This is a genomic window from Terasakiispira papahanaumokuakeensis (assembly GCF_001709345.1).
GTDB classification, from domain to species: Bacteria; Pseudomonadota; Gammaproteobacteria; order Pseudomonadales; family Halomonadaceae; genus Terasakiispira; species Terasakiispira papahanaumokuakeensis.
This window is the reverse complement of record NZ_MDTQ01000001.1, coordinates 3,182,196-3,205,557: the sequence shown is the minus strand read 5'-3', so window position 1 is coordinate 3,205,557 and position 23,362 is coordinate 3,182,196. Positions and strand designations below refer to the sequence as shown.

The window sequence follows — 23,362 nt, the reverse complement described above, 5'->3', positions numbered from 1 at the left end:
CGTCGTCAGTCGTGTCTACCGATACAGACGGCGACATTACTGCCGCCAAAGGCAAAAGAGTTACTTAAAATCGTGGGGGTGGATAATACGCGTGCTGTTTGCCAAACCAAAGGGAGAGGTTGCAGCATTTCGTCTAAAGCATAATCGCCTCGCATCGGCGGAATAATGCCTTCACGGTTGTAATCCGTCTTTAAAAGTAACCAGCACAGCGCCAGTTCCAGCGCACCTGAAGCACCTAGCGTATGGCCTGTGAGGCGTTTCGTCGCACTACAGCAAACGGATGAGGTGTGTTCGGCGAAAAGGGTCCGAAAGGCCAAGCTCTCCATCGCATCATTCAGGGGGGTGCCCGTCCCATGTAAATTCACATAGCCCAGTTCTGAAGGTGATAATGCGGCAATCTTCAAGGCCTGATGCATAGCCTCTAAGGCGCCAGCGCCAGAGGGATCCGGCGCTGACATATGATGGGCATCGGATGACTCGCCAACGCCCTGTAAATTGACCTCTGCTTGAGTCTTCGTCATCACGAAGAGCGCCGCGCCTTCGCCAATGTTAATGCCCTCGCGCTCAGCGCCAAAGGGTTGGCAGGGATGATCAGATACAGACGCTAGCGCATGGAACCCTTGAGTCGTCAGGTCGCATAACTCATCGGCCCCTCCGACCAAGGCAACGTCGACAATGCCATTAAGGATTAACCGTTGGGCCGTTGCAAAGGCTTTACCGCTGGAGCTGCAGGCGGTTGAGAGTGTATAGCAAGGGCCGCTAAGGCGTAGACGTTGTTGGATATAGTGGGCAGGGCTGCTCAAGGCCTGCTGGTCGTAATGATAGCCAGGAGGGAAATCCGGGTGCTGTTGTTGGTGCCTCCAGGCTTGCTCGCCTTGGCTAATGCCTGAGGTGCTGGAGCCGATGATGACCGCCATTCGGTCTCGCCCATATTGCTCAATGAGGGCTTCTATGGGGTCGAGCAGCTGTTGAATACAATGCTCTAACATGGCAGTACAGCGGGAGGCTAAGCGTTGATATTCCGGCCCTATCGCGGGGAGGGAGGCGCGTACTTGCCCGGTGAGCCAGTCGCGTTCGGGGTTCAAAGCCGAGGCCCATGAACTGAGGTAATGATCCTGTTCACCATAAGCCCAGTGTTGCCACACTTCATCCAAGTGGGTGCCGAGGCTAGAGATCATGGCCATATGGGGCAAGCCGACGGAGCCGTGATTCATGGGGTCACCGTAAGGGTCGAAATATGCAGTTGATAGCCATATTGATGATCAACAATCACAAGTGTGTTGTGCACTTGGTCCAAGTAGTCGACTTCACTGATGAGCTGCTGGCCATACCATAATTGTCGGCAATGGTGACCTTGGGCACATGTCTTTTGCGCCTGGCGAATGTGATAGCCCGCTTGCAGCGCTTCACTCAGTGCCGGTATCGGCCAATAAGCCCACTGTAGGTCGGCGATCACGCGTTCGGCGGATAGGCCTTCTGGAATGGGAATATAAGTCTTCGTGGACAGTTGCTGGTGATCCGTATACGTCAGACTGAGCAAGGGCAGCCCTAACGGTGTCAGGGCTTCCAGTGATAAGTGGCCGGTGTGAACTTGCCATTGAGCCAGTAGGGTGTGCTTCTGGTCTGGGCGTGACACGGCTAAACGTTGTAAACGTAATGGCGTATCCCCTAACTGTGTGGGGGCCAGTAAGTTAAAGCGAGGCGTGGGGGCCTGAGCAGGAGACTGTTGCTCTGAAGGCTCAATGGGCTTTTGAACAGACTCCTGAGGTTTTTGCGTTTCGTGAGCACAGCCTAGTAGAAGCAGGCCCATCAATAGATAGATGACGGCTTGCAAAGACGTTCGATCAAGAAACGATATCATTAAACGAAAGCCCATTAAGCTGAAACAACGCATTAAACAGTCTCTCGGCATAGGGTCGCGAGCGTGTTTAGTCGACGTTCGGACTCTACAACATAAGGATTGCTTTTATCCCAGGCATACCCCGCCAGGATTGAGGAAATATGAGCTTTGATCGTCGGTTCTGGGTCTGGGTAGAAAATGACATCCTGAAAACGACCGTCATACCACGCTTCCACGTAGGTTCGGAAAGTGTTGACTCCTTGCATCAGCGGTACGGTATATGCTGTCGCCCAGTCCACTGTTTCTCCCTGATATCGACGAATTAAGGCATGAGCTGCGAGGCTGGCAGATTTTAACGCGATCGTCACTCCAGATGAAAAGACCGGATCAAGAAATTCTCCCGCATTGCCGAGCAGCGCAAAGCGGTCTCCTGCCAGTTGTGACACCCCACAGGAATACCCTCGAATGGTCTGTACTGGATGATCATACTGGGCCTGTTCGAGTAGCGCTTTGAGTTTCGGCTCTTGCGCGACCCAGGATTGCAGTACTGTAGAATCTGCCGGGTCATGGTGTTGGGATTGATCCAGTTCGAGTTGGCTATCCAACCCAACGACACCCAGAGAACAGCGGCCATTGCTGAAGGGGATGAGCCAATACCAGATATCCGGCATGGTCGGATGCACACTGATCAAAATCTTATTACGATCATAAGTTGGGTCAGTGATTCGGTCTTCAATATGCGTAAACAACGCCGAGCGGTGGGGCAATGGGCTGGGCTGCTCTAAATCTAATAATCGGGGTAGTACACGTCCATAGCCCGAAGCATCCAGAATGAAATCTGCAGTCAGTGTGTAAGCGCTTTCAGGTGTACTGATCTCAAGCTCGGCTTGCTCATTGTTGAACTCAATGGCATTGACGGTATGTTCAAAATGGACTGGCACACCTTGTTGTGCCGCCGCATCGGCCAGCAACTGATCAAAATTGGCGCGCTGAACTTGAAACGTCGTTCCAGGCCCTGCACTGCTTTTTTCTCGAAAATCAAACTCGCAGTAACGATCTGCACAGCGAAAGGCTGCGCCATTCTTGTATTGAAAGCCTGCCTGCTCAATCGCTTCTAACAGGCCTGCCTCCTCTAACATCTCCATGCTTTGAGGTAGCAAGCTTTCACCGATACTAAAACGAGGGAAGCGACTACGCTCCAGCACGGTGACATCAATGCCGGCACGTTTGAGTAGCGCTCCAGCCACTGAGCCTGAAGGACCTGCGCCAATAATGGCAACCTGAGTGTGTTGCCGGGTCTGCGCGTGAGCCGTGTTTGATGTTGAGCTATCCATGAGCTGTCGTGATGCCTCGTGTTGTTTAATCGTGTGTTTGAATTTCAGTAACAGAAGACTGTGGCGTCCTGAACTCTGGGCGGCATAATGCGGGGGCCAAGCTGTAACAGACGACAATGCCAATACTCAGCAGTAGGCCAAAGCCCGCCAACGCAGGGGTATGGCTGAAGGCCAGCGTGCCGAAGGCTAATAATGTTGATAGTCCCGCCAAGGTCGTGGCTAAACCGACTTGTGGCCGATGTTGTCGGGCAAATTGATGGAATAGGGCGTAATCAATCCCAATCCCTAATACCAATAACAAAGCCAAGCTGTGGAACAGTGTCAGGGGCTGGCCTAGCCAACTGATACCGCCAATGGCCGACAGCCCGCCTAGGGTTGGAACGGCTAATAGCCGCCAGGCGATGGGCCAAGATAAGCGCCAGCTGAGTAGCGCGGCAGCTATCGCTAAGGTGGTTAAAATGACCCCCCAGGTTAATAAACGGAGATGGCCTAACTGCTGAGATATCTCTGCGACAGGGTCAACCCAGGCAACGCCCGGCAAGGTGTCGGCAAGATGTTCGAGACCCGCGAGATCCTGAATGCCCTGCACACGCCGAATCACATAAGGGTGGGGGCCTTGGAAGTCATAGAGCCCGGCGATCATCGGGAGCTGATCCGTCAAGACCGCGGCTGTCAGCCAGTGTCCATCAGCCTGCTGATAAACGCTTTGAAGTTGTTTTAATGGCGTGATGTCAAAGCCTAATTGAGCTAACGATCCGAGCCCTTGATCAGCGAACAGCGGGGCCTGAAGGTGATAATTGCGTTGCTGGCGCTGTTGAGATGGCAACCATTCGCTCACTCCTTGCTGGCTGTCGATACCACTGAAATGAGCCAGTTGCTGACGTAAAGCCTCGTCTCGTTGTAACAGCTGTTCTTGATCCGTACCGCTGATGATAAAAAACTGATTGTCTTGCAGCTGAACCAGTTGGCGAACTTGCTGCTCTTGTTGTCGTAATGTGGGATCTCCGCCTCTCAGGGCTCGGATATCATCATTCAACGAGACTTGAGTGAGCCCCATGAGCAGGATGACTAAGAGTAACCAGAGCACTCGGTGACCCGGCAATGGCAGGTGACGCCACAACCAGCGACTGAAACGCGGCGTCTTAATGTCTGGCGCTAGACTGGGGGCGAGCAGCCACAGTGTCAAGGCGGCTATTGCCAGACCGATCGCGCAGAAGGTGGCCATTTGTTGAATGGCTGGCAGTGGCATCAATGTCATGGTCAGATACGCCAACAAACTACTGGCGGCGCTCAAAGTTAATGCGGGTGCTAAGTGGCGCAATGTCTGCATGGCGGAGTCTGTTGAACTCTGCCGCTCACAACACCAATGAAAACTGTAGTCCACCGCAATGCCGATTAAGCTAGTGCCAAACACCAGTGTGAGCAACTGTAAGCTACCAAACCACCACCAGCAGAAAGTCAGGGCGGCTAATAATCCCGTGCTTAGGCTGAGTAAGATTAGTAAGAGTGGGCGTAGAGAGGCGAACGCTAGTAGGACCAAGGTAATGATGCCCATGATCGATAGGCCACCAATCAGGGTGACTTCGTGCTGTGCTTGCTGGGTGGCTGCTGCGGCATGAAACAGCAATCCCGCGCGTGCGGCGGTGATATTGTCGGGCAGCTTGTCCAGGCTGGTGTTAATGAGCGGCATCAAGCGTTGTTGCAAACCAGGGTCAAAGGCGCTGCCATTGAAACGTGCACGGATTAATGTCCAAAAACCATCCGAGTTTTGATGTAATGCGATGCCCTTATACAGTTGCCAGTGTTGAGTATTGTGCTGACTCAGCCATTCAGGAAACAGCAGCCAAGGGTCACGACTTAGGAGCGATGATGACACCGGACTGGTGGGGCTATTGAGTTGTTGCCATAGTCGTTGCTGTTGCTCCGCAAGAGAATTCGGGCTGGCCAGCGCCTGTTGTTGTTGATCCGTCAGCAGCATAAAGCGATAAGGAAAATACAGACGGGCTAACTGCTGGCCCTGTTGGGTGTTATTGAGCTGGACTTGCTCAAAGGCGGGTTCTGTTTGCCCTTGTTCTGGTTGCCCATGCTCTGATCGCAATTGCTGTGCTAATTGCTGAGCCGCTTGAGTGACTGAATCGGGCGTTGGCCCCCCGAGTAAGATCAGGATTTGCTGATCAAAGGGTTTGGCCATCCGCTGAATAATGTCTCGCTGTTTATCTTGATCCGCATGAGGAATCAGGCTGGCGATATCCTCGCTGACGGGATAATCGTCTCTTAGGCTGAGCGCCAGTAGACATATGATGACTAATCCTATCCACAATAGGCTATGCCACTGAATGAAGGGGCGGAAATCTAAACGCTTCATGGTTGAGGCGGGTTCTCGACTACGGGGGCATCGGATAAAGACGCAGGAGGTGTTAACCAATCCCGCTCCTGTGCTGTCAGCGGCGTAGCCGCTTGAGGGGTGAGTGTTAATTCAGTCAGATCGCCTTCACGGCCACGTAAAGTGATCTGCTCGATGGTGTGATGGCCTTGGAGCTTAATCTGTTCAAAAACCGCGTGCAGAGGCGTCTCGGGCTTAGGGTCGAGCCATAGCTGCCAGGGCGCTGTGACATTCTGAGCAGACTGATAATCCAGTGTGAATTGCGTCTGTAATGAGGGCCAGTCACCGCTTAACGCCGCCAACAACAGGGGGGCGATTGATGCCTGTGCCTGAGCGGAGAGTGCGGAGGCCTCACCCTGATCAATCGTCCAGCCTTGTGCAGAGGTCAGAACCAGTATTTGAGGCACCGGTGATTGCTGTTGCCAGATGAGGGCTCGCTGCGGTAATAACAGCATGTGCCCTTGAGTGATCAGTGGCTGATTGAAGGCTTTTAAATGGCGTTTCTGAGTAAAATCTGCTCGGACGCGTTCTGGTGCCGTCAGTGTCTTGGCCAGCTGTTGCAGTGCTGTCACTTGAGTCGTTTCGGCGTTGACCTGTGAGCTCATCAATACCTGTAGGCACAAAATAGCAGCGCATAGGCTCAAGACGAACAACCCTCGTCGCTGTTTGCCGGGCGTGCAGGTATCTCCACTCATGCCGATATCCCCAGCTTCTCCAGCAGTATGGCCGGTGAGGCATAGCACATTTCTCGGCTGTTGATATCCACCGCGACCTGGATGGTATAGCCCTTGGTGAGGCGCTGACCGCTCTGGGCTTCAGCGATGTCATAGCCGATTTTGAGCCTATTTTCATACTCCAGCAAGGTGGCAGTAACATTGAGTGTTTGCTGGAAAAGGGCTGATCCGACGTATTTGACCCGAGTATCGACAATCGGCCACATATAGCCCGATGCCTTCATTTGTGGGTAGTTATAGTCAATCTTGTCGAGTAGGGCACAACGCGCAATTTCAAAATACTTGAAGTAATGGCCATGCCAGGCCACCCCCATGGGATCAATGTCGTGAAAAGGAACTTCGACCTGCACGCTGGCGGTCACGGGAGCCATTGATGTCATAAGGTGTGATCCTGCTTGGCGGTTGGCTGGGTGGGCGACATGCTGTGAGGTCGAGCCCAGAAGTCGTAAAAATTAAACCATTGCAATGGTTGGCGCTGACAGGCTTGCTCTAATTGCGCCACATAGGTTTCACAGGCGTGCTGTAATCTTGGCCAACGCGTTTTGCGAGGCCCATTCAGGTGATCCGCAATCTCGTGCCAATGGACCTGCCATTGATGAGCGCTTGTTTTGAGACAAAACATGCTATAGACCGGGCAGCGCATCAAACTGGCTAATATAAAGGGGCCTTGAGGAAACAGTGCCGGTTGGCCCAGAAACGGTATTTCAAAGGTCCGGGTTGCCCCTGAGACAGGGGTTCTGTCGGCGGCCATGATGACCCATTCACCGGCTTCGATGCGTTGGGCTAAGTCAATGGATGTGCTGGGGTCAATGTCATCGACTTGTATTAATCGAATTGGTGTATCCAGTTGAAGGGATCGCACCACCTGATTAATTTTTTCAGCATTACGGGAGTGCAGCAGAATATTGAGTCGGAGCGATTTATGTTCAGCCAGCGCACGACATAGCTCAATATTGCCCATGTGGGAGACGAGGATAAATATGCCTTTCCCTGTACTGAGATGCTGTTTGAGCGTATCCGGTGCCTGGGTATCGACTTGGGGAGTGATCTGCCCGTGCTGATGCCAGGCATCCAAGCGCGTGATAATGGCCTGACTGAAGTTGAGAAAGTGTTGCCAGTTATGCTTGAGGCTGGGTTTAGGGCTCGTGCCGCCGGTGAACTGATATAAGCGCTGTAGATAATCCGCGGAGGCTTGGCGAGCATTGCGTCCGGTGAGAAAAAAATAAGCCACGACAAAATAAAGCACTGCTTTGAAAAGGGGGCGCCCGCCGTGACGATATAGCCAGGACATCAGCATGAGCCCTTTGAGGCTGCCCCTCTCGCGAGTTTTCGCCCAATGAATGCTGGGGGTCGTGGGTTGGGAGGGGCATCCCTGTTGAGGATCAACGGTTTGCCTCCGCTTAGGCCACAACCGTAACCCCTGGCGCTTTAACATGCCGCAGACCAATCGGGTATGCATCCAGGAAATCAAGAGGTTGTCTTGCCAGGGACGGAAATTGGATCGACCGTCCTGTGGGTAAATGACTCGGGTGGGCTGTTGAATGACTGGCACTCCTTGCCAATACAGTCGCACCAGTATGTCGGTGTCAAAATCCATTCTCTGGCCGATATTAACCTGTTGTATTAAGGCCATCACGGCTGACAGCGGATACAGTCGGAATCCGCACATGGTGTCTTTCAATTCAAGACTGAGCGTCTCGATCCAGACCCAGGCATGGGTGAGGTAACGCGCATACAAACGGTGGCGAGGAACACTTTGATCATACTGGGGGATTCCCGTGATGACGGCTTCGGGAGAGGCCTGCGCCTGGTTTAGAAAGCGTGGAATATCCTGCGTATTGTGTTGGCCGTCTGCATCAATTTGTAGTGCATGGCTGAAGCCTTGTGTTGCCGCAGCTTGAAAGCCGGTCATCACGGCAGCACCCTTCCCCCGGTTGCGATTGTGACGAATCAACTGCACGCCGTCGCCCGCTTGCTCGCATATATGGGCAATAGCCGCTGCGTCATCAGGCTCTGAACCATCGTCAATCACCAGACAAGGCAGATCGTACTGACGCAACTGCATCAGCGTTTGCGCCAACCGATGACGATGGCGATAGCAAGGAATCAGGGCACACACCTGCATTATACGGCGCCTGTTAACGCGATCCGCCCCGAGCTACAGGGAGCCCCTGCGTGGGTCACGGCAAAGGAAAGTTTGTGTTTATCGGCTTGATAATGCAGCTCGATCTGAATGGACATGCCCGGTTGCACTATTTTTTGATACTTAATGGCTTCCAGCTGCTGAGCCGGCTGCTGGATTGCCAGGTACTCCTGCGCCCAACACATCACCCAATGCATCATGATCACGCCAGGCAAGACCGGATGACCTGGGAAGTGGCCTGCGAAGCAGGGTAAGTCAGGCGATAGGGTCGCTTCCAATGAGACCGTATGCGGTTGTTGTGCTAAAAGCCTGACCTGCGGCGGGTGATTAACGCTCATCGAATAGCTCCTTCAACTGGGCGTGAACCCTTTTGCCCTGGGGGTTACAAGGGATATGTTCAACCAGGCGCCAATAGCGCGGCAGGGTGACCGCTTCATACCATTGGTTTAAATGTGATTTAAGGTGCGCAATGCCTATTTTTCTGCCTGACTGTGCCCATTGCTGGGCAGCGCTTTCAGTGAGCTGAATAATCGCGCCTAATTGTTGGCGGTGTTTGTTCAGTACGATCAACGCCGCGTCCTCAACCTCCGGGTGTGCCTTCAGATGCTGTTCCATCTGGTCGAGTGAAATGCGCTTTTCGGCTAACTTAATCATGCGATCCAGCCGGCCGGTGAGGATAAACCCTGACCCTGAAGGTCTCGCACAATCGCCAGTGGACCACCATTGATCGGGCTTGTTTAGTAATGGAGAGCGAACCTTTAGGGCTTGTTGATCATCGAGTTGCCATTGCACACCGGCAAAAGGTGTCCAAGCGGTTTCAGTACCTTGCTGTGGTGGATACGGTTGTTGTGACTTCTGAGGTTGCTGCTGGCGCCAGGCCATGCCCCCGGTTTCTGTGCTGCCATAAATCTCATAAGGGGCTTGCCCCCAGTGCTTGTGAACAGTGGCGGCATCGTTGGCAGATAGCGCACCGCCTGAACTGAAGACAATGCTGGGACGGTCGTTTGACAAGGAGGCACTGTCTTCGGCCAACAAACGAAGTAAAGCGGGAGAGCCGATAATCGCGGTTTCAGGCGTCAGGTGGAGTTGTTCGACCAGCTGTTCGCCATAATGTAACGTCGGCCGAATTTGGCTGCGGCCGGTACAGAGTGGCCACAGTAAGCCAAATAATATGCCGTAAATATGTTGATGTGAGACGGCAAGCCAGACATGGCGAATCGGGGCGCCATCCAATGAGCCAAAGGTGGTCTCAAGGGTGTCGACTTCCCTCAAAAAATGACTTAGCCGTTTATGTATCGCCTTCGGTTGTCCAGTACTTCCAGAGGTGAACATTTCAACGGCGACATCATAAGGAAAGTGCCATTGAAGAGTGCTGGAAGACACGTTCTGCGTGTCTAAACGGTTTTTCAGTGCTTCAGGCGAAACCGTATGCCAAAGCGATCGAGTGTTCAGCACATGGCCGTGACAGTTGAGCGATAACGTTTGATCGCTTAACCAGCCCTCAATATTCCCGGCCAGTTGATTCAAAGTGGCGGGTTGGCTGTTAGGCGGCAAAATGATGGTTTTGCCCGCAAAACAAAGGGCCAGCCAACCGAGTAGAAATTGTTCGATCTCTTGAGCGATCAGTAACCAGCGTTGACCGGGATGTGCCTTGAGTGTCTCCGCCAGTGTCTGTGCCTCAGCGTTTAAGTCATTCGCGTTTAAGGCTCGGCTGCTTTGTATGCTCACCGGCGTATTCATGGGCCAAAAATAGGACTGATTCAGAGCAGGAGTCATGGACATGGCATTAGGCCTGGCGGTGAGGTTGAATAAAAAAGTATCGGTATAGCCATTCACCCACGATCATTAAAGCAATACCGATATAAGCCAATAAGCCGTTATACAGTGCCCACCAATCGAGATTCCCCAATAGAATCGTGATTGTGGCGATGCCGCCGTTGAGCATAAAAAAGAGACACCAGGTCTGAGTGACTCGGCGTAAATAAGGGCGTGCTGACTCAGGAATGTCGGGTTGGCGTAGGCGGGCAAACCGTTCAATCAATGGCTGTGATTGTTGCAATGAATACCCGAATACACTGAGCATGCCAACATTCATCATCACCGGATACCATAATACCCATTGATGCTGATCCAGTTGCTGGGCGACGCCGAGTAGCCCCACGCCCGCCAGCGCGACACACAGCATCAGGTACTGACGCTGTTGAGCACAACGTAATGCTCTAAAGATCAACAGCAGCGCCAGCACTGGGAGCAGTGCTGACAGCTGCCCTGTCTGTATGGCGCCATAGACCAGCAAGGGATAGGCGACCATCATCAGTGTGGCGATGACGCCTAAGCTTTTCACAAAACTCATGCTCAAGCCGATGTCGGTTGATTAACCAGCTGATCAATAGTGGTCACGAGTTGTTCAACCGTACGGACGGATTTGAACTCTTCGGCCTGGATTTTTTTACCGGTCAGTTGCTGTAACTTAACCACCAGGTCAACCGCATCAATACTGTCGAGATCCAGGTCAACATAAAGGTTGGTCTCTGGGTGTACCTGTTGTGGATCAATCTCAAAGTCTTCAGCCAGAATATCTTTCAGTTGAGTGAGAATGGCATCGCGATTATGCACGGTGTGACTCCTGCGGGTTATTCGTGTCCTGCTGTTGGCTGACTAAGTGAGCTAAAGCGTTAACACTGGCAAAATGCGCTTTGGTGGCGTCTGATTTAGCATCTAGCGTAATGCCGAATTGTTTTTTCAATGCCATCCCCAGCTCGAGTGCATCAATGGAGTCCAGTCCCAGGCCGTCGCCAAACAAGGGTGCATCATCTTCAATATCATTAGGGCTGATGTCTTCAAGTTCTAAAGCATCGATAATGAGTTGTTTTATACGGAGGTTCAGTTCGTTCATAAGGGTCCCTGCGCCTTGTTAAAAAGGTCTTGTAGGTATTGTGTTAAGCGTCTGGCTTGTCGACTTTCACTCGCCTCTACCTGATAGGTCGTCGACGAAATAGGTGCCATCACTGCGACTGAAAAGTGAGCGCGCTGTTCTGGAATTTGATACCAGCGTTCGGACTTAGTCAGTGTCGTGGGGTGGCATTGCATATGAATGGGTATCACCGTTGCTTGACTACGTACGGCAATTTGAGCGGCGCCGCGCCGTAATGAAATGGGCTGGCCGGGTGTCGAGCGGGTGCCTTCAGGAAAAATGATCAAGTTATCGCCTTCATTCAGCACTTGTTGACAGTGCTTTAACACCAGAGTGCTATCAGTACCATTACCGATATAGCCGGCAGCGGCAATGATGCCACGCATAAAGATATTTTGCTGTAAGCTTTCTTTGATGAGACAGTTCGCTCGTGGCACCAGACTGATCAGAATCACTACATCCAGCAATGAAGGATGATTAGCCAGAATGATCTGTCCTTGGCTTGCGGCCAGCTGCTCTTTGCCCCTCACATCGAGCGTCAGCACCCCCATTGCTTTCATCAGGCCGATATAAAAGCGAAACAACTGGTGTACCCAGCGCTGACTGATAACGCGTTTGGATTGGCGCGAACAGGGGAGCAAGCGAATGAGGTTAAACAGCGTGAGCGATGCACTTAGCCCACCGAGCCCAAAAATGGCAAAAGACAATCCTGTCGCCGCTAGCCGCCAGTAGTATTCGAGCTTACGCCACATGCCAGTGCCATTCGCCTTTAGGGTGTCGACAGATGATCGATTTCATCGTGGACTCAGACTGCACCTGTTGTTGCCACCACTGCCAAGCCAATGACATGGGCAGCGACGTGGACGGTGAAGTGGAGGGCGTCGTCACGGTATTGGGTCGCCATTCACTGAGAATTTGGCCTTGCGGATGGGCGTCGATGATCCAACCCAGTGCGAGTGCGTCGCCGAGCTCATCCTGGAATAATTGATAGCAAACCGCTTGGGGCTCATCGACATAGACAAGGAGTACTGGCGTTTGTCGATATTGGCTGATACTCCAGGCTTCAAGCAGTGCCATTGGCAGTGTTTCCGCACCGGCACAGAGTGCGCTGGATGATTGTGTATTGTGTGCCTGAATGGCATAGGTGCCGGATGCGGTATTATGAACGGACTGTGAAAATGCAGCCGGGGATAATGGCTCTCCTGCAATCATTTGATTCAATAGGGTCAGTGTGCGACTGATTTCACCGTGACGAGAAGCAAAGACGCTGGGAAGCACTGAGGTGCCGGGCATATCGAAGCAAACCCTGAGCGCCATTTTGGTTAAACGACTGAGACGTCGCCGTTGCATCGCAGGAACTTCGGGGAGCTCGGGGGTATCATGCAGCTTAGAAGACCATTGGGCCTGATGGTGAATATTGAATCTGAACTCCACAGTACCATCCCTTCAGTCGCTTTCCTTAAAATCCTAATAACATCTGCCCTTAGGTATGGGCATTCATGATGATGCGTCATGGTGCGCGTAAGCCAAACCCTTTAAGCGATTGTTAAAAGGGCGCCCTGTTTAAAAGGTTCATGCTTTTAAGGCCAATGTTCTTAAGGTCAATGTTCTTAAGGTCAATGTTCTTAAGGTCAATTTTTCTAAGATCAGAGCTTTATCCGTGCCCTACGAACGTAGTCCTGGCCAGGCCCAAGCTCGATGTTGCTAAGACCGGATGGTGACAAATCGAAGACACTCAATGACAACTTGAGACTATATCATAGGTTTTGCCCGATTCTGAGCGACTTGATGATGAAAAGTGTCTGTTTTATGTACTTTGTGAAACCTGAGTTGAATGACGCCTCAAACGTTGTGAGCCTGGCGTGGCTGGCCGATAATGTAAGTTTGAAGATATGATGATAAGGAGAAGCTTCTCTTGATGACGGATCCTGCCCAACCCGTTGATCTCTATCGAGTATTCGGTAATCCGGTGCACCATAGTCAATCCCCTTGGATTCACCAGGCATTTGCCCGTGAGACCGGGCAAACACTGGTCTATGAAACTTGTGAGGCGCCTTTGGATGATTTTGCTGGGGTGCTCCGTGCTTTCATTGCCCAAGGGGGGCGCGGAGCCAATGTCACCGTGCCTTTTAAAGAAGAGGCCTATGCTTTGTGTGATGTCCTGTCGCCTCGGGCGCGTCAGGCGGGCGCGGTGAATACGCTTCAGCTGGGCAAAAACGGTCAGCTTTATGGTGATAATACGGATGGTGTTGGCCTGGTTCGAGATTTGACTCAGAACCATGGCCAAACACTGGCCGGGAAGCGGCTTTTGGTTTTGGGCGCAGGAGGAGCTTCAAGAGGTGTGATTGCCCCCTTATTAGCCGAGCAGCCGGCGCAACTGCATATTGCGAACCGTACGGCGGCTAAAGCTGAGGCGCTCGCAGCTCATTTTGAATCGCTTGGGTCTGTCTCTGGTGGCGGGTGGTCATCGCTGAGTGATTGTGACGTACAAGCAGCGGCCCGCTATGATGTCGTGATTAATGCAACGGCTGCGAGTTTGTCGGGCGAGTTACCGCCACTCCCCGATACGCTGTTTACGCCCGAGGCGATGGCCTACGATATGATGTACGGTGCGATGCCAACAATTTTCCTGCAGTGGGCTTCCTCGCAAGGGGCCATCACGGCCGATGGGCTGGGGATGCTGGTTGAACAGGCGGCCGAGTCTTTTTTCCTTTGGCGACATCAACGCCCGCAGACGGACGCGGTCATCAAGGCATTGCGCCAACGGTTGAACCATGGTGCTGATTGACCTTATCGCGAGAGTCTCCCTTGATATGGGGTGAGAGAGAGGTATGGGTGTGAACGATAAGGCTCATCGGCTGCTACGTTGGCTCATCACGGGGCTGCTCTCTGGGGCTGTCGGGGGAATATTGGCGCGCTGGTGGGGCCATTCATCCGAGCTCGCGGCACGCTATGGCCTCGAATCTAACTTAGCGTCGTTTGCTGTGATCTCTCTGATGGGGGGGGTCGGCGGTGTGCTCGTGGCGGGGGCAATCTGTTTCGCTATTCGAGGCCGTCAAGCCCCCTATTTTCCTATCAGTGGGGCTTATTATCGACAACACCGCCAGCTTCAGTTGGCCAGTCGTGTCTTTGAATGTGCCAATGAAGGCATCATGATCACTGATGCAAATAACCGTATCGTTGCAGTGAACCAGGCGTTTACTCGGATCACCGGATATACGCCGGAAGCGGTGATCGGTCGTGATCCAGAAATGCTGTCTTCGGGTCGACATGATGCTCATTTTTACGCCCAGATGTGGGCCGCATTAGCTGAACATGGTTGCTGGCAAGGTGAGGTATGGAATCGTCGACAAGATGGCTCTTTCTTTCCTGAGTGGTTGTCGATCACCGAAGATCGTGATGACCAGCATCGTCTCCAGCATTACATCGCCACCTTCTCTGATCTCACAGAACGTAAAGAAGCAGAAGCTCGAGTACGTTATCTCGCCGATCATGATGTGTTGACGGGGTTGGCGAATCGCCATGGCTTAGCGGAGCAGGTCCGTCAGGATCTACGTATTGCTGAGTGGAAGGGGCATTCACTGGCCTTGATGTTTATGGATCTGGATCGTTTTCAGACGATCAATGATTCATTAGGGCACCGCGTTGGCGATCAGCTGTTGCAGCAAATGGCCTTGCGTTTACAAGAGACGCTCGGGCCTGCTGGCATGGTGGCGCGTTTAGGTGGCGATGACTTTGTGATCTTGATGCCGGTTGTCGATAGCCCCAACCAGGCGGCGGATATGACGCGCCAACTTCAGACCGCCGTTTCAACGCCCTTTGTGCTGGGCGATCATTCGTTACTGATGACCTCCAGTGTCGGTATTGCCTTGTATCCGATGGATGGTCACGACTTTGATCTTCTGTTACGTAATGCCGATGCGGCTTTGAACCATGCAAAAAGGGCTGGGCGGGATAATTTCCAGTTTTTTACGCCGAGCATGAATGCTCAGGTATTAGCGCGGTTAACGAAAGAAAATGCATTGCGCCAGGCGCTCAGTCGCAATGAGTTTCGGTTAATGATTCAGCCCCAGGTGCGGCTGGAGGATAGCCAGCTGTGTGGTTGCGAAGTGCTGATCCGGTGGCATCATCCGGAATGGGGGCTGGTACCGCCAGACCAGTTTATTCCATTAGCCGAAGAAACCGGACTCATTCAATCTATTGGCCTGTGGGTTTTGCGTGAGTCCTGTTTGGAAGCGCGGCGCTGGTTGGATCGCGGGTTACCCCCTTTGATGCTATCGGTGAATTTATCCGCGCTTCAGTTCCGCTCAGGTTTGGTCGATTGGGTTGAGCAGGTGCTCGCTGAAACAGGATATCCGGCCCGTTGGCTTGAAGTGGAAGTGACGGAAAGTGTATTAATGGAAGACCCTGAGCATGCTGTGGTTATGCTGCAGGCCATGAAGGCCCTCGGTATTCGAGTCGCGCTGGATGATTTTGGCACGGGCTACTCCAGCTTGGCTTACCTCAAACGCTTCCCCATTGATAAATTAAAAATTGATCGCGCTTTTATCGATGGCCTCCCTGATGATGGCGATGATATTGCTTTAGTGCGCCTGATTATTGATATTGCTCGTCATCTGAATTTGGAAACGATTGCCGAAGGCGTTGAAAAGGAAGATCAGCGTGTCTTTCTTTTGGAAGCGGGGTGCCAACAATTACAGGGATTCTTGTTTGCACCTCCTTTAGCGCCAGAAGATTTCCTCGAATGGCGTCAACAGCATACGAGCCGTTCAAAATAAGGGCAGCTGTGTCGGCATTGGGCCTTGCTCATGGCGCAAGCGAAAGCCGATGCCCATGAGCCTCACCGGTTTGCCTTCTCCACGTTCCCAGCCTGTCCGTAACAGTTGTGCCACTAAGGATTCATCTAGACCAAAGCAGGTCTGTTCAACGGTGGTCTGCGTAAAATCATTGAATTTGAGTTTGACCACAAGCCCCCGAATGGGCGGGGCCGGTGTCAAACGATCATAGCGCTGTTGTAAGTCAGTGATCAGCTCTGGCAGCCGTGCCTGACAATGGGCGAGATCAGGGAGGTCTTCCGCATAAGTGTGTTCCGTACTGACTGACTTTCGTTCACGGCTGACTTTTACAGGACGATGATCTTCCCCGCGGCTAAAGGCATAGAGGCGTTGCCCAAAGCGTCCAAAATGGCGTAAGAGTTCACTTTGGGGCCATTGTCGGATATCGCCACACGTTTTCAGGCCCCACTGGTGGAGACGCTTCGTGGTTTGTGGGCCGACCCCGCTGATGCGTTCAACCGGCAAGTCGGTGACAAAAGTCTCTACTTGGTCCGGCGTGATGACAAAAAGCCCGTCGGGTTTTTGCCAATCGCTGGCAATCTTGGCAAGGAATTTATTGGGGGCTACGCCTGCGGAGACCGTAATGCCGACCTCGGTACGAACGCGTTGTCGTATCCATTCCGCCATGCGAGTCGCACTGCCTTGGCAGGCTAAAACGTCGCTGACATCGAGATAAGCCTCATCCAGTGAAAGAGGCTCGACCCAAGGGGTTAGTTCTCGATAAATCGCAAAAATTTGCTGTGACACGGCTTTATATTGATTCATATTGCCATGAATCAGCGTCAACTCGGGGCAGCGTTTAAGCGCCTGAGCTGTCGGCATCGCCGAATGAATCCCATAACGGCGAGCGGGGTAGTTACACGTTGCAATCACGCCACGATTTTCGACACGCCCACCAATGGCAATGGGAATATCTCTAAGCGCGGGGTTATCCCGCATTTCTACGGCCGCATAAAAGCAGTCACAGTCACAATGAATGATTTTGCGGGTCATAATGTCAGGCTAGAAGGCTGTATATGAATACAGTTTACCGATGTTTGTGGGTTGGGGCGAGCTTCTTGACATGCTCCTTTCAAATTCAGCGCATTGCTTTAGCGTGAGTCTCTACACCAGCGGCATCCGTAAAGGCGGCCCTGTATGCAGTAAGCGCGCCAGCCGTTCCAGCCCTAATGCTAAACGTTCCCGTTGCTCCGGTGGTGTTAAACAGATACGGACGGATTGGGGCGCGGGTTGGCTGCCCACGCAGAAGGGGTCAGGATTGATCAGGGTGACACCGACGGAGGCGGCTTGTTGAACAAATTCATGGGCTCGCCAAGGCTCGGGTAATTTCAACCAAGCATGGAAGCTGCAAGGGTGAGTGCTAAGGGTATAGCCTGCGAGGTATTGGTCCAGAAGTTGGTGGCGCGCGATAACTTCCTGCCATTGCCAATCAATGATGGCATTGCCTTGGGGCGAGGTGAGCCAAGCCAGGGCCAAGCAGGGAACAATGCCTGGCAATGACCAGCATTGAGCTCTTAAAGCCGCTGTCAGTCGGCTGACTAATGCTGCTGGGGCTCTTAAAGCACCAAATCTTAAGCCCCCAGAGAGCAACTTGGAAATACTGAAAATATAGAGTGAACGCTCTGGGGCGAGTTCAAAAAAAGGTCGGCCTCGATAAGCGGCGGGGACAAACTGAACGCCGTCTTCCAGCAAGAACATATCATGCCGACGTGCCACATCGACAATGGCTTGGCGCCGTGTCTCGCTCATGTGAGCACCGGTTGGATTGTTATGTTCAGGCATGACATACAGCATTCGAATGCGTTGTTGCTGACAGAGCCTTTCCAACGCTTCAGGCTGAATGCCCTCGGCATCCATGGGCACCGCAATATGCTTGAAACCCAGCTGTCGGCTGGCGGCAATCATGCCTGGGTAAGTCAATGCCGCTGAAGCAACGGCCTCTCCTGGGCGGACCAACGCTTGCAGTGCGAGATAGTCGGCATGTTGACCGCCCGTAGTGAGAATTAACTCATTGGCATCGACATGCAGAGACTGTTGGTTCAACCAATCCGCCAATTGTTGGCGATGCGCCAGGGCGCCCTGCTCCGTTTGGTAATCCAATGCCAAGGTTGAGGCGTGGGTTTGATCGCCAAACTCATGGATCAGAGAAGTCCATAAAGTGTGCCGACCCGGATGAGGGGTCTGTATTGAGAGTGAGAGGTCGATACTGTCGGCCGCCGCTTGAGACAAATGGGAGAAAGAGGGTTTGTCTGATTCTGATAAAGCGCTTTTGATTCGAGTGCCGCTGCCCACCTTCGCTTCGACTAATCCTCGCCGTTCAGCCTCCCGATAAGCTCGGGTGATCGTACCCACCGTGACGCCTAAAGCATCGGCCATTAACCGTTGCGGCGGGAGCCGTTCGCCCGGCGCCAAGGTCCCTTGTGTAATGGCATGAGCCAATGCATCCACAATGCCTTGGTAGCGAGCGCCTCGGTGTTGGGAAAGATCTGGCAACCAGTGGCAACGTTGACGCGCTTTTTCCTGAATAGAAGGTGCTGATGGCATGCGGTTTCCTCGGCTGTTGGTGGCACCAAGAGCTAGGGGCCGAATTGTTAGGGGCACAATCTATTGTATGGATCACAACTTCCTGATTGCACTCTTCTGAAAGCCCAGCATACTCACCCAATGCCACGATTGTCATGATTTATTTTCTAATTGTGTGCATACAATTTTTATGATTTGAGGGGCGCTGATCATTTGAACCTGATGAATATTGTCGTCAGTCACGCTCAGTGCGGCAGATCAGCCAGGATTGGTGCATGCGAGTTGAGTGAGGGAATGGTGATGGAGATATTGTCTTGGTGGGGGCTGGCGGGCCCTGTTGTGATGTTTGCATTAACGATGTCGGCAACACCTGGGCCTAATAACATGATGTTGACAGCATCAGGTGCGCAGTATGGCTTTTATCGCACCTTGCCCCATATGTTAGGGATTTCCATCGGGTTTATGGTGTTGATGGTGGCGGTCGCGTTAGGTCTGGGCAGCTTGTTCCAGCAGTGGCCGATATTGCAGCAAGGGCTAAAGGTGATCGGTAGTGCTTATTTACTCTGGCTGGCTTGGAAAATTGCAAAAGCGCCAGCCCCCGAACTTGCGGTGTCGACTGAAGAGGGGGTGTCCGGGCGTCCTTTTTCTTTCTGGCAGGCGCTCAGTTTTCAGTTTGTGAACCCTAAGTGTTGGGTCATGGCGATTTCTGCCATTGCTTCTTTTACCTGGACGGGTGATGAGTTTTGGTTGTCGGCGGCGTTTGTCACAGTGCTATGTGGTTTGACTAATCTCCCGTCTATTGCCATGTGGGCAGGATTTGGTGTGGCGATCGGTCGGTTGTTGAAGAAAGCATGGCATTGGCGTTGTTTCAATGGCGTGATGGGGGCGATGACGGCCGCTTGTGTACTGCTGATCCTCAGCTAATTCACTGATCTCACCATGAATATGACGGGATGTGCGGATATCCGCACATCCCGTTTGACGTTAGCGTAATCGTCCACTTTTTATGGGCGGATGGTCTGGTCTGAATGGCTTAAAAATGACTTATCGAACGCCGCTTCTTTAACCAGATGATCTTGTTCCGTGAATATCGATGGGGGTATGGCATTAAATGTGACGTTGTGATGCGTCAATACCGATGTCATTTCAGAAATGGTGGCCTGTGCGGAAGTCCGCACGAGCGTTATTTGGCGGTGTGTGGAAACCCGCACGAATGGCATTCAAGTTTAGACTTTAGATGGTCATGACTTTAGTCTAATTTTTAATGTATTTAATTGTTTTTTAACGATAAAAATAAATTGGCATTGGTTTTGCTTGGTAGGGTGTTGAAAGTCGCGGATTGCTTTATGACCGGACCACCTCGTCAGCGGTTGATCATCAGGGCTGATCACCGGGGCAGGTCGTTCGATAAGGCCGTCATCTCAATAAAGCGTTATTACAATAAACCGCTGCCTGTATTCGATTTTTATCAGTGGCTATCGATTAAGCAGCGCAGCTAACGACGAAGAGGAACACCCATGAAATTGATGAAAACGGTATTGGCATCTGCTGTCGCTGCGGTGGGAATTCTTGCTGGTGGCGCGCAAGCAGCCGATATGACGATCAAGTTCTCCCACGTGGTGGCTGAGAATACGCCTAAAGGCAAAATGGCACGTAAATTTGAAGAGTTAGCAGAGGCGGCCGTGCCCGGGTTGGACGTTCAGGTGTTCCCAAACTCTCAGCTGTATGATGACAGCCGTGTCCTAGAGGCGATGCTGCTGGGTGATGTGCAGATCGCAGCGCCCTCTCTGTCTAAGTTCCAACGTTTTACCAATAAGCTCCAGGTCTTTGATCTGCCTTTCCTGTTTGACGATATGGCCGCTGTAGACCGTTTCCAACAAAGCGAAGCGGGTCAGTCTTTGCTGAACTCAATGGAAGATAAAGGCCTGATCGGCTTGGGCTATCTGCATAACGGTATGAAGCAGTTTTCAGCCAATGAACCAATTTTGACACCGGAAGATGCGGCGGGGAAAAAATTCCGTATTCAAACATCCGACATCCTGGCTGCTCAGTTTGAGGCCGTTGATGCGATTCCGGTAAAAAAACCCTTCTCTGAAGTCTTTACGCTGCTGCAAACCAAAGCGATTGATGGCGCCGAGAATCCTTGGTCGAACCTTTACTCGAAGAAGTTCTTTGAAGTGCAGGACTATGTGACTGAGTCCAATCATGGGGTGTTGGATTATCTGGTCGTTACATCGGCTTCTTTCTGGAACGGTTTAGAGCCCGATGTGCGTGACAAGTTAAACAAAGCCATGAATGAAGCCATTGCATACGGCAACGAGCAATCTGCTGATCTGGCTGCCCGTGATCGTCAGGCCATTATCGATGATGAGGGCACCAAAGTCGTTCAAATGTCAGCTGAGCAGCGTCAAGCTTGGGTTGAAGCAGAAAAGCCGGTTTGGTCTGAATTTGAAGATGACATTGGTCGTGATCTGATTGATGCCGCATTGAAAGCTAATCAGTAACGCCCCGGGTATAGAGGCATTGGCTGGGCTTTGCTCTGCGACGCGGTATCGTTGAGCGCTTGAGAGTAGGCCCGGCCACTTTTGATGCCTTAGTCATCAGTCCAGGCCCCTGTTTGGGGCCAATGTTGGAGAAGATTCATGACCGCCTTGTTCAGCCTGCTTGAGCGTGTTGAGCGCACCATCATTGGCCTGTTGCTGGCCTTGATGACCGGTATTGTGTTTGTAGAAGTGGTTCTGCGCTATGGCTTTGACCATGGTGTGCTCTGGGCCGAAGAGTTGGTCCTGACGATGGCGTCTTGGTTTGTCTTGTTCGGCGCATCCTGGGCATTGAGACAAGGGGCTCATATCAGTGTTGATGCCTTGATTAAGCTTTTTCCTAACCCGTTGCAGCGTTTACTGACGGGGGTCGCGATTATCGGCTGCTTGATTTACTGCGCTATTTTCCTGATGGGGTCTTGGGAATATATCAAGCTGATGCAATTGATTAATGTCGATATGGAAGATTTGCCGTTTAAACGTTGGCATGCCTTATCGATTTTGTTGGTCGCTTTCTCCTTATTAAGTTTGAACTTCCTTTATATCGCTTGGCGTGTTCTGAGCAATCAGCAGAGCAGTTTCCACATGGTCGATGAAGCCAGCGAAAGTATGCGCTTGGCTGAAGAAGCCCAAGGCCAAAATGGGGAGAAAAATAACTAATGGCAACTTTAACGCTCTTCGCCGTTTTGTTCGGCTGCATGCTGATTGGCATGCCGATTGCTTTTGCCTTGGGGCTATCCAGCCTTTCGGTGATATTATTTTTTACCAGTGACTCTTTAGGCTCTGTCGCGGTGAAGCTCTACAGCGATGCGGGTAGTCACTATACGTTGTTGGCGATTCCGTTTTTTGTACTGTCTTCCGCGTTTTTGTCTACCGGGGGCGTTGCCCGCCGTATTATTGATTTTGCTGTGGACTGCGTCGGTCATATCCGGGGTGGTTTGGCCATGGCGTCGGTATTGGCGTGTATGATTTTTGCCGCTGTCTCGGGGTCTTCACCGGCGACGGTCGCCGCGATTGGTTCGATTGTGATTGCCGGTATGGTCCGTCAAGGTTATCCCAAAGCCATGGCCGCGGGGGTCATCGCCAATGCGGGGACTTTGGGGATTCTGATTCCGCCGTCTATCGTGATGTTGGTTTACTCTGCGGCAACAGAGGTCTCCGCGGCCCGAATGTTTATGGCGGGGATGATTCCTGGCCTGATGATGGGGACCATCCTGATGGTGGCGATTTATATTGTCGCCCGCCGGATGAAATTGCAGCCAGTCCCTTTCCCCGGTCTTGGTAAGTTAGTGATTTCAGGGAGTCATGCGGCTGCGGGGCTGTTTTTGATTGTATTGGTTTTAGGCTCGATTTATGGCGGGGTCGCCAGCCCAACAGAGGCGGCGTCTGTGGCGGCTGTGTATGCATTCTTGGTGGCGGTGATTGGTTACCGGGATATGGGGCCGTTGAAGAATAGCCCTTGGGTGCGTGAGGGTGAATCTGTGGGCCAAGCGATTGCCCGTGCCATTCTTGAAGTGCCAACGGGCTTTGTGCGCAGTTTCTGGCACCCGGAAGTGCGCCAAGTGGTGATGGATGCGGCCAAAGTCTCTTTGATGCTGTTGTTCATCATTGCCAACGCCATGCTGTTCGCTTATGTGTTGACCAATGAACGTATCCCGCATGCCATTGCCGAAACCATCACCGGGTGGGGGCTGCCTGCTTGGGGCTTCTTGATTGTGGTGAATATTCTGCTGTTGATCGCCGGTAACTTTATGGAGCCGTCTGCGATTATCTTGATCATGGCGCCGATTTTGTTCCCGATTGCCATGCAGCTGGGGATTGATCCGGTTCACCTCGGCGTGATCATGGTGGTGAATATGGAGATCGGGATGCTGACACCGCCTGTTGGGTTGAACCTCTTTGTGACAGCGGGGATTACCGGGGAAAGTATCGGCTGGGCGATTCGTGCCGCCTTGCCTTGGCTGGTGCTCTTATTAGGCTTCTTGATGTTGATTACTTATATCCCGGAAATCAGTCTGTTTCTGCCGGAATTATTGGATGGTCCAGCCAAAGGGTTTTAAATTGCCCCCAAGTTGAGTGCCTGATCCAATGTGATCATCCGTTTTGTATGATCGGC

At 52.3% G+C, this 23,362-nt stretch carries 22 protein-coding genes; 6 read left to right on the top strand and 16 right to left on the bottom strand.

What is annotated here, in order from left to right:
- Positions 1-5: 5 nt before the first annotated feature.
- The 14 genes from BFW38_RS13945 to BFW38_RS13880 are packed head-to-tail and all read right to left on the bottom strand — an operon-like array spanning position 6 to position 12,782.
- The gene (locus BFW38_RS13945; RefSeq protein ID WP_068999453.1) at positions 6-1,214 is read right to left on the bottom strand and encodes a beta-ketoacyl-ACP synthase; all 1,209 of its coding nucleotides are present in this window, start codon (positions 1,212-1,214) and stop codon (positions 6-8) included.
- Positions 1,211-1,861 (bottom strand): DUF3261 domain-containing protein, encoded by a 651-nt coding sequence (locus BFW38_RS13940; RefSeq protein ID WP_175400989.1) that lies wholly within the window; start codon positions 1,859-1,861, stop codon positions 1,211-1,213. The genes BFW38_RS13945 and BFW38_RS13940 overlap by 4 nt, the downstream gene beginning before the upstream one ends.
- A gap of 32 nt (positions 1,862-1,893) precedes the next feature.
- Positions 1,894-3,174 carry an NAD(P)/FAD-dependent oxidoreductase gene (locus BFW38_RS13935; RefSeq protein ID WP_068999451.1) on the bottom strand — a complete coding sequence of 427 codons (1,281 nt, stop codon included), beginning with the start codon at positions 3,172-3,174 and terminating at the stop codon, positions 1,894-1,896.
- A 25-nt stretch (positions 3,175-3,199) separates the two neighbouring features.
- Positions 3,200-5,539 (bottom strand): MMPL family transporter, encoded by a 2,340-nt coding sequence (locus BFW38_RS13930; RefSeq protein WP_068999450.1) that lies wholly within the window; start codon positions 5,537-5,539, stop codon positions 3,200-3,202.
- Positions 5,536-6,252 carry an outer membrane lipoprotein carrier protein LolA gene (locus tag BFW38_RS13925; protein WP_068999449.1) on the bottom strand — a complete coding sequence of 239 codons (717 nt, stop codon included), beginning with the start codon at positions 6,250-6,252 and terminating at the stop codon, positions 5,536-5,538. Before BFW38_RS13925 ends, BFW38_RS13930 begins: the two co-directional genes overlap by 4 nt.
- Positions 6,249-6,671, bottom strand: coding sequence for an acyl-CoA thioesterase (locus BFW38_RS13920; RefSeq protein WP_068999448.1), 423 nt, complete (start codon positions 6,669-6,671; stop codon positions 6,249-6,251). Before BFW38_RS13920 ends, BFW38_RS13925 begins: the two co-directional genes overlap by 4 nt.
- On the bottom strand, positions 6,668-8,416 hold the full coding sequence (locus BFW38_RS13915) for a glycosyltransferase family 2 protein (protein ID WP_068999447.1): 1,749 nt from the start codon (positions 8,414-8,416) through the stop codon (positions 6,668-6,670). Before BFW38_RS13915 ends, BFW38_RS13920 begins: the two co-directional genes overlap by 4 nt.
- Positions 8,416-8,772, bottom strand: coding sequence for an ApeI family dehydratase (locus BFW38_RS13910; RefSeq protein ID WP_068999446.1), 357 nt, complete (start codon positions 8,770-8,772; stop codon positions 8,416-8,418). The genes BFW38_RS13915 and BFW38_RS13910 overlap by 1 nt, the downstream gene beginning before the upstream one ends.
- Complete coding sequence (locus tag BFW38_RS13905) at positions 8,762-10,216, bottom strand: class I adenylate-forming enzyme family protein (RefSeq protein WP_068999445.1); 1,455 nt, start codon at positions 10,214-10,216, stop codon at positions 8,762-8,764. The genes BFW38_RS13910 and BFW38_RS13905 overlap by 11 nt, the downstream gene beginning before the upstream one ends.
- A gap of 4 nt (positions 10,217-10,220) precedes the next feature.
- Positions 10,221-10,787, bottom strand: coding sequence for a COG4648 family protein (locus tag BFW38_RS13900; RefSeq protein WP_068999444.1), 567 nt, complete (start codon positions 10,785-10,787; stop codon positions 10,221-10,223).
- Positions 10,788-10,789: 2 nt separating this feature from the next.
- Positions 10,790-11,050, bottom strand: a complete 261-nt coding sequence (locus tag BFW38_RS13895; RefSeq protein ID WP_068999443.1) for an acyl carrier protein — start codon at positions 11,048-11,050, stop codon at positions 10,790-10,792.
- On the bottom strand, positions 11,043-11,330 hold the full coding sequence (locus BFW38_RS13890) for a phosphopantetheine-binding protein (protein WP_068999442.1): 288 nt from the start codon (positions 11,328-11,330) through the stop codon (positions 11,043-11,045). The genes BFW38_RS13895 and BFW38_RS13890 overlap by 8 nt, the downstream gene beginning before the upstream one ends.
- Positions 11,327-12,100: a lysophospholipid acyltransferase family protein gene (locus tag BFW38_RS13885; protein ID WP_068999441.1), complete on the bottom strand. Its 774-nt coding sequence runs from the start codon at positions 12,098-12,100 to the stop codon at positions 11,327-11,329. The genes BFW38_RS13890 and BFW38_RS13885 overlap by 4 nt, the downstream gene beginning before the upstream one ends.
- On the bottom strand, positions 12,090-12,782 hold the full coding sequence (locus tag BFW38_RS13880; protein ID WP_068999440.1) for a beta-ketoacyl synthase chain length factor: 693 nt from the start codon (positions 12,780-12,782) through the stop codon (positions 12,090-12,092). Before BFW38_RS13880 ends, BFW38_RS13885 begins: the two co-directional genes overlap by 11 nt.
- Before the next feature lie 484 nt (positions 12,783-13,266).
- On the opposite strand from BFW38_RS13880, the gene aroE reads away from it, so the two are divergent.
- Positions 13,267-14,136, top strand: a complete 870-nt coding sequence (gene aroE, locus BFW38_RS13870) for a shikimate dehydrogenase (protein WP_068999438.1) — start codon at positions 13,267-13,269, stop codon at positions 14,134-14,136.
- Between the two features lie 43 nt (positions 14,137-14,179).
- The gene (locus BFW38_RS13865) at positions 14,180-16,126 is read left to right on the top strand and encodes a putative bifunctional diguanylate cyclase/phosphodiesterase (protein ID WP_068999437.1); all 1,947 of its coding nucleotides are present in this window, start codon (positions 14,180-14,182) and stop codon (positions 16,124-16,126) included.
- On the opposite strand, the gene dinB is transcribed toward BFW38_RS13865, so the two are convergent.
- Positions 16,118-17,176, bottom strand: coding sequence for a DNA polymerase IV (gene dinB, locus BFW38_RS13860; protein WP_068999436.1), 1,059 nt, complete (start codon positions 17,174-17,176; stop codon positions 16,118-16,120). The genes BFW38_RS13865 and dinB overlap by 9 nt on opposite strands.
- Before the next feature lie 111 nt (positions 17,177-17,287).
- Entirely contained in the window at positions 17,288-18,727 is a 1,440-nt protein-coding gene (locus tag BFW38_RS13855) for an aminotransferase-like domain-containing protein (RefSeq protein ID WP_068999435.1), read from the bottom strand.
- 279 nt (positions 18,728-19,006) lie between these two features.
- Here BFW38_RS13855 and BFW38_RS13850 point away from each other — a divergent pair, with 279 nt between their 5' ends.
- The 4 genes from BFW38_RS13850 to BFW38_RS13835 all read left to right on the top strand — a co-directional run bounded on the left by BFW38_RS13850 (position 19,007) and on the right by BFW38_RS13835 (position 23,306).
- Positions 19,007-19,630 carry a LysE family translocator gene (locus BFW38_RS13850; protein ID WP_069000493.1) on the top strand — a complete coding sequence of 208 codons (624 nt, stop codon included), beginning with the start codon at positions 19,007-19,009 and terminating at the stop codon, positions 19,628-19,630.
- Positions 19,631-20,223: 593 nt separating this feature from the next.
- Positions 20,224-21,210, top strand: coding sequence for a TRAP transporter substrate-binding protein (locus tag BFW38_RS13845; RefSeq protein WP_068999434.1), 987 nt, complete (start codon positions 20,224-20,226; stop codon positions 21,208-21,210).
- 138 nt (positions 21,211-21,348) lie between these two features.
- Entirely contained in the window at positions 21,349-21,906 is a 558-nt protein-coding gene (locus tag BFW38_RS13840) for a TRAP transporter small permease (RefSeq protein WP_068999433.1), read from the top strand.
- Positions 21,906-23,306 carry a TRAP transporter large permease gene (locus BFW38_RS13835; RefSeq protein WP_068999432.1) on the top strand — a complete coding sequence of 467 codons (1,401 nt, stop codon included), beginning with the start codon at positions 21,906-21,908 and terminating at the stop codon, positions 23,304-23,306. Before BFW38_RS13840 ends, BFW38_RS13835 begins: the two co-directional genes overlap by 1 nt.
- Positions 23,307-23,362: the final 56 nt, after the last annotated feature.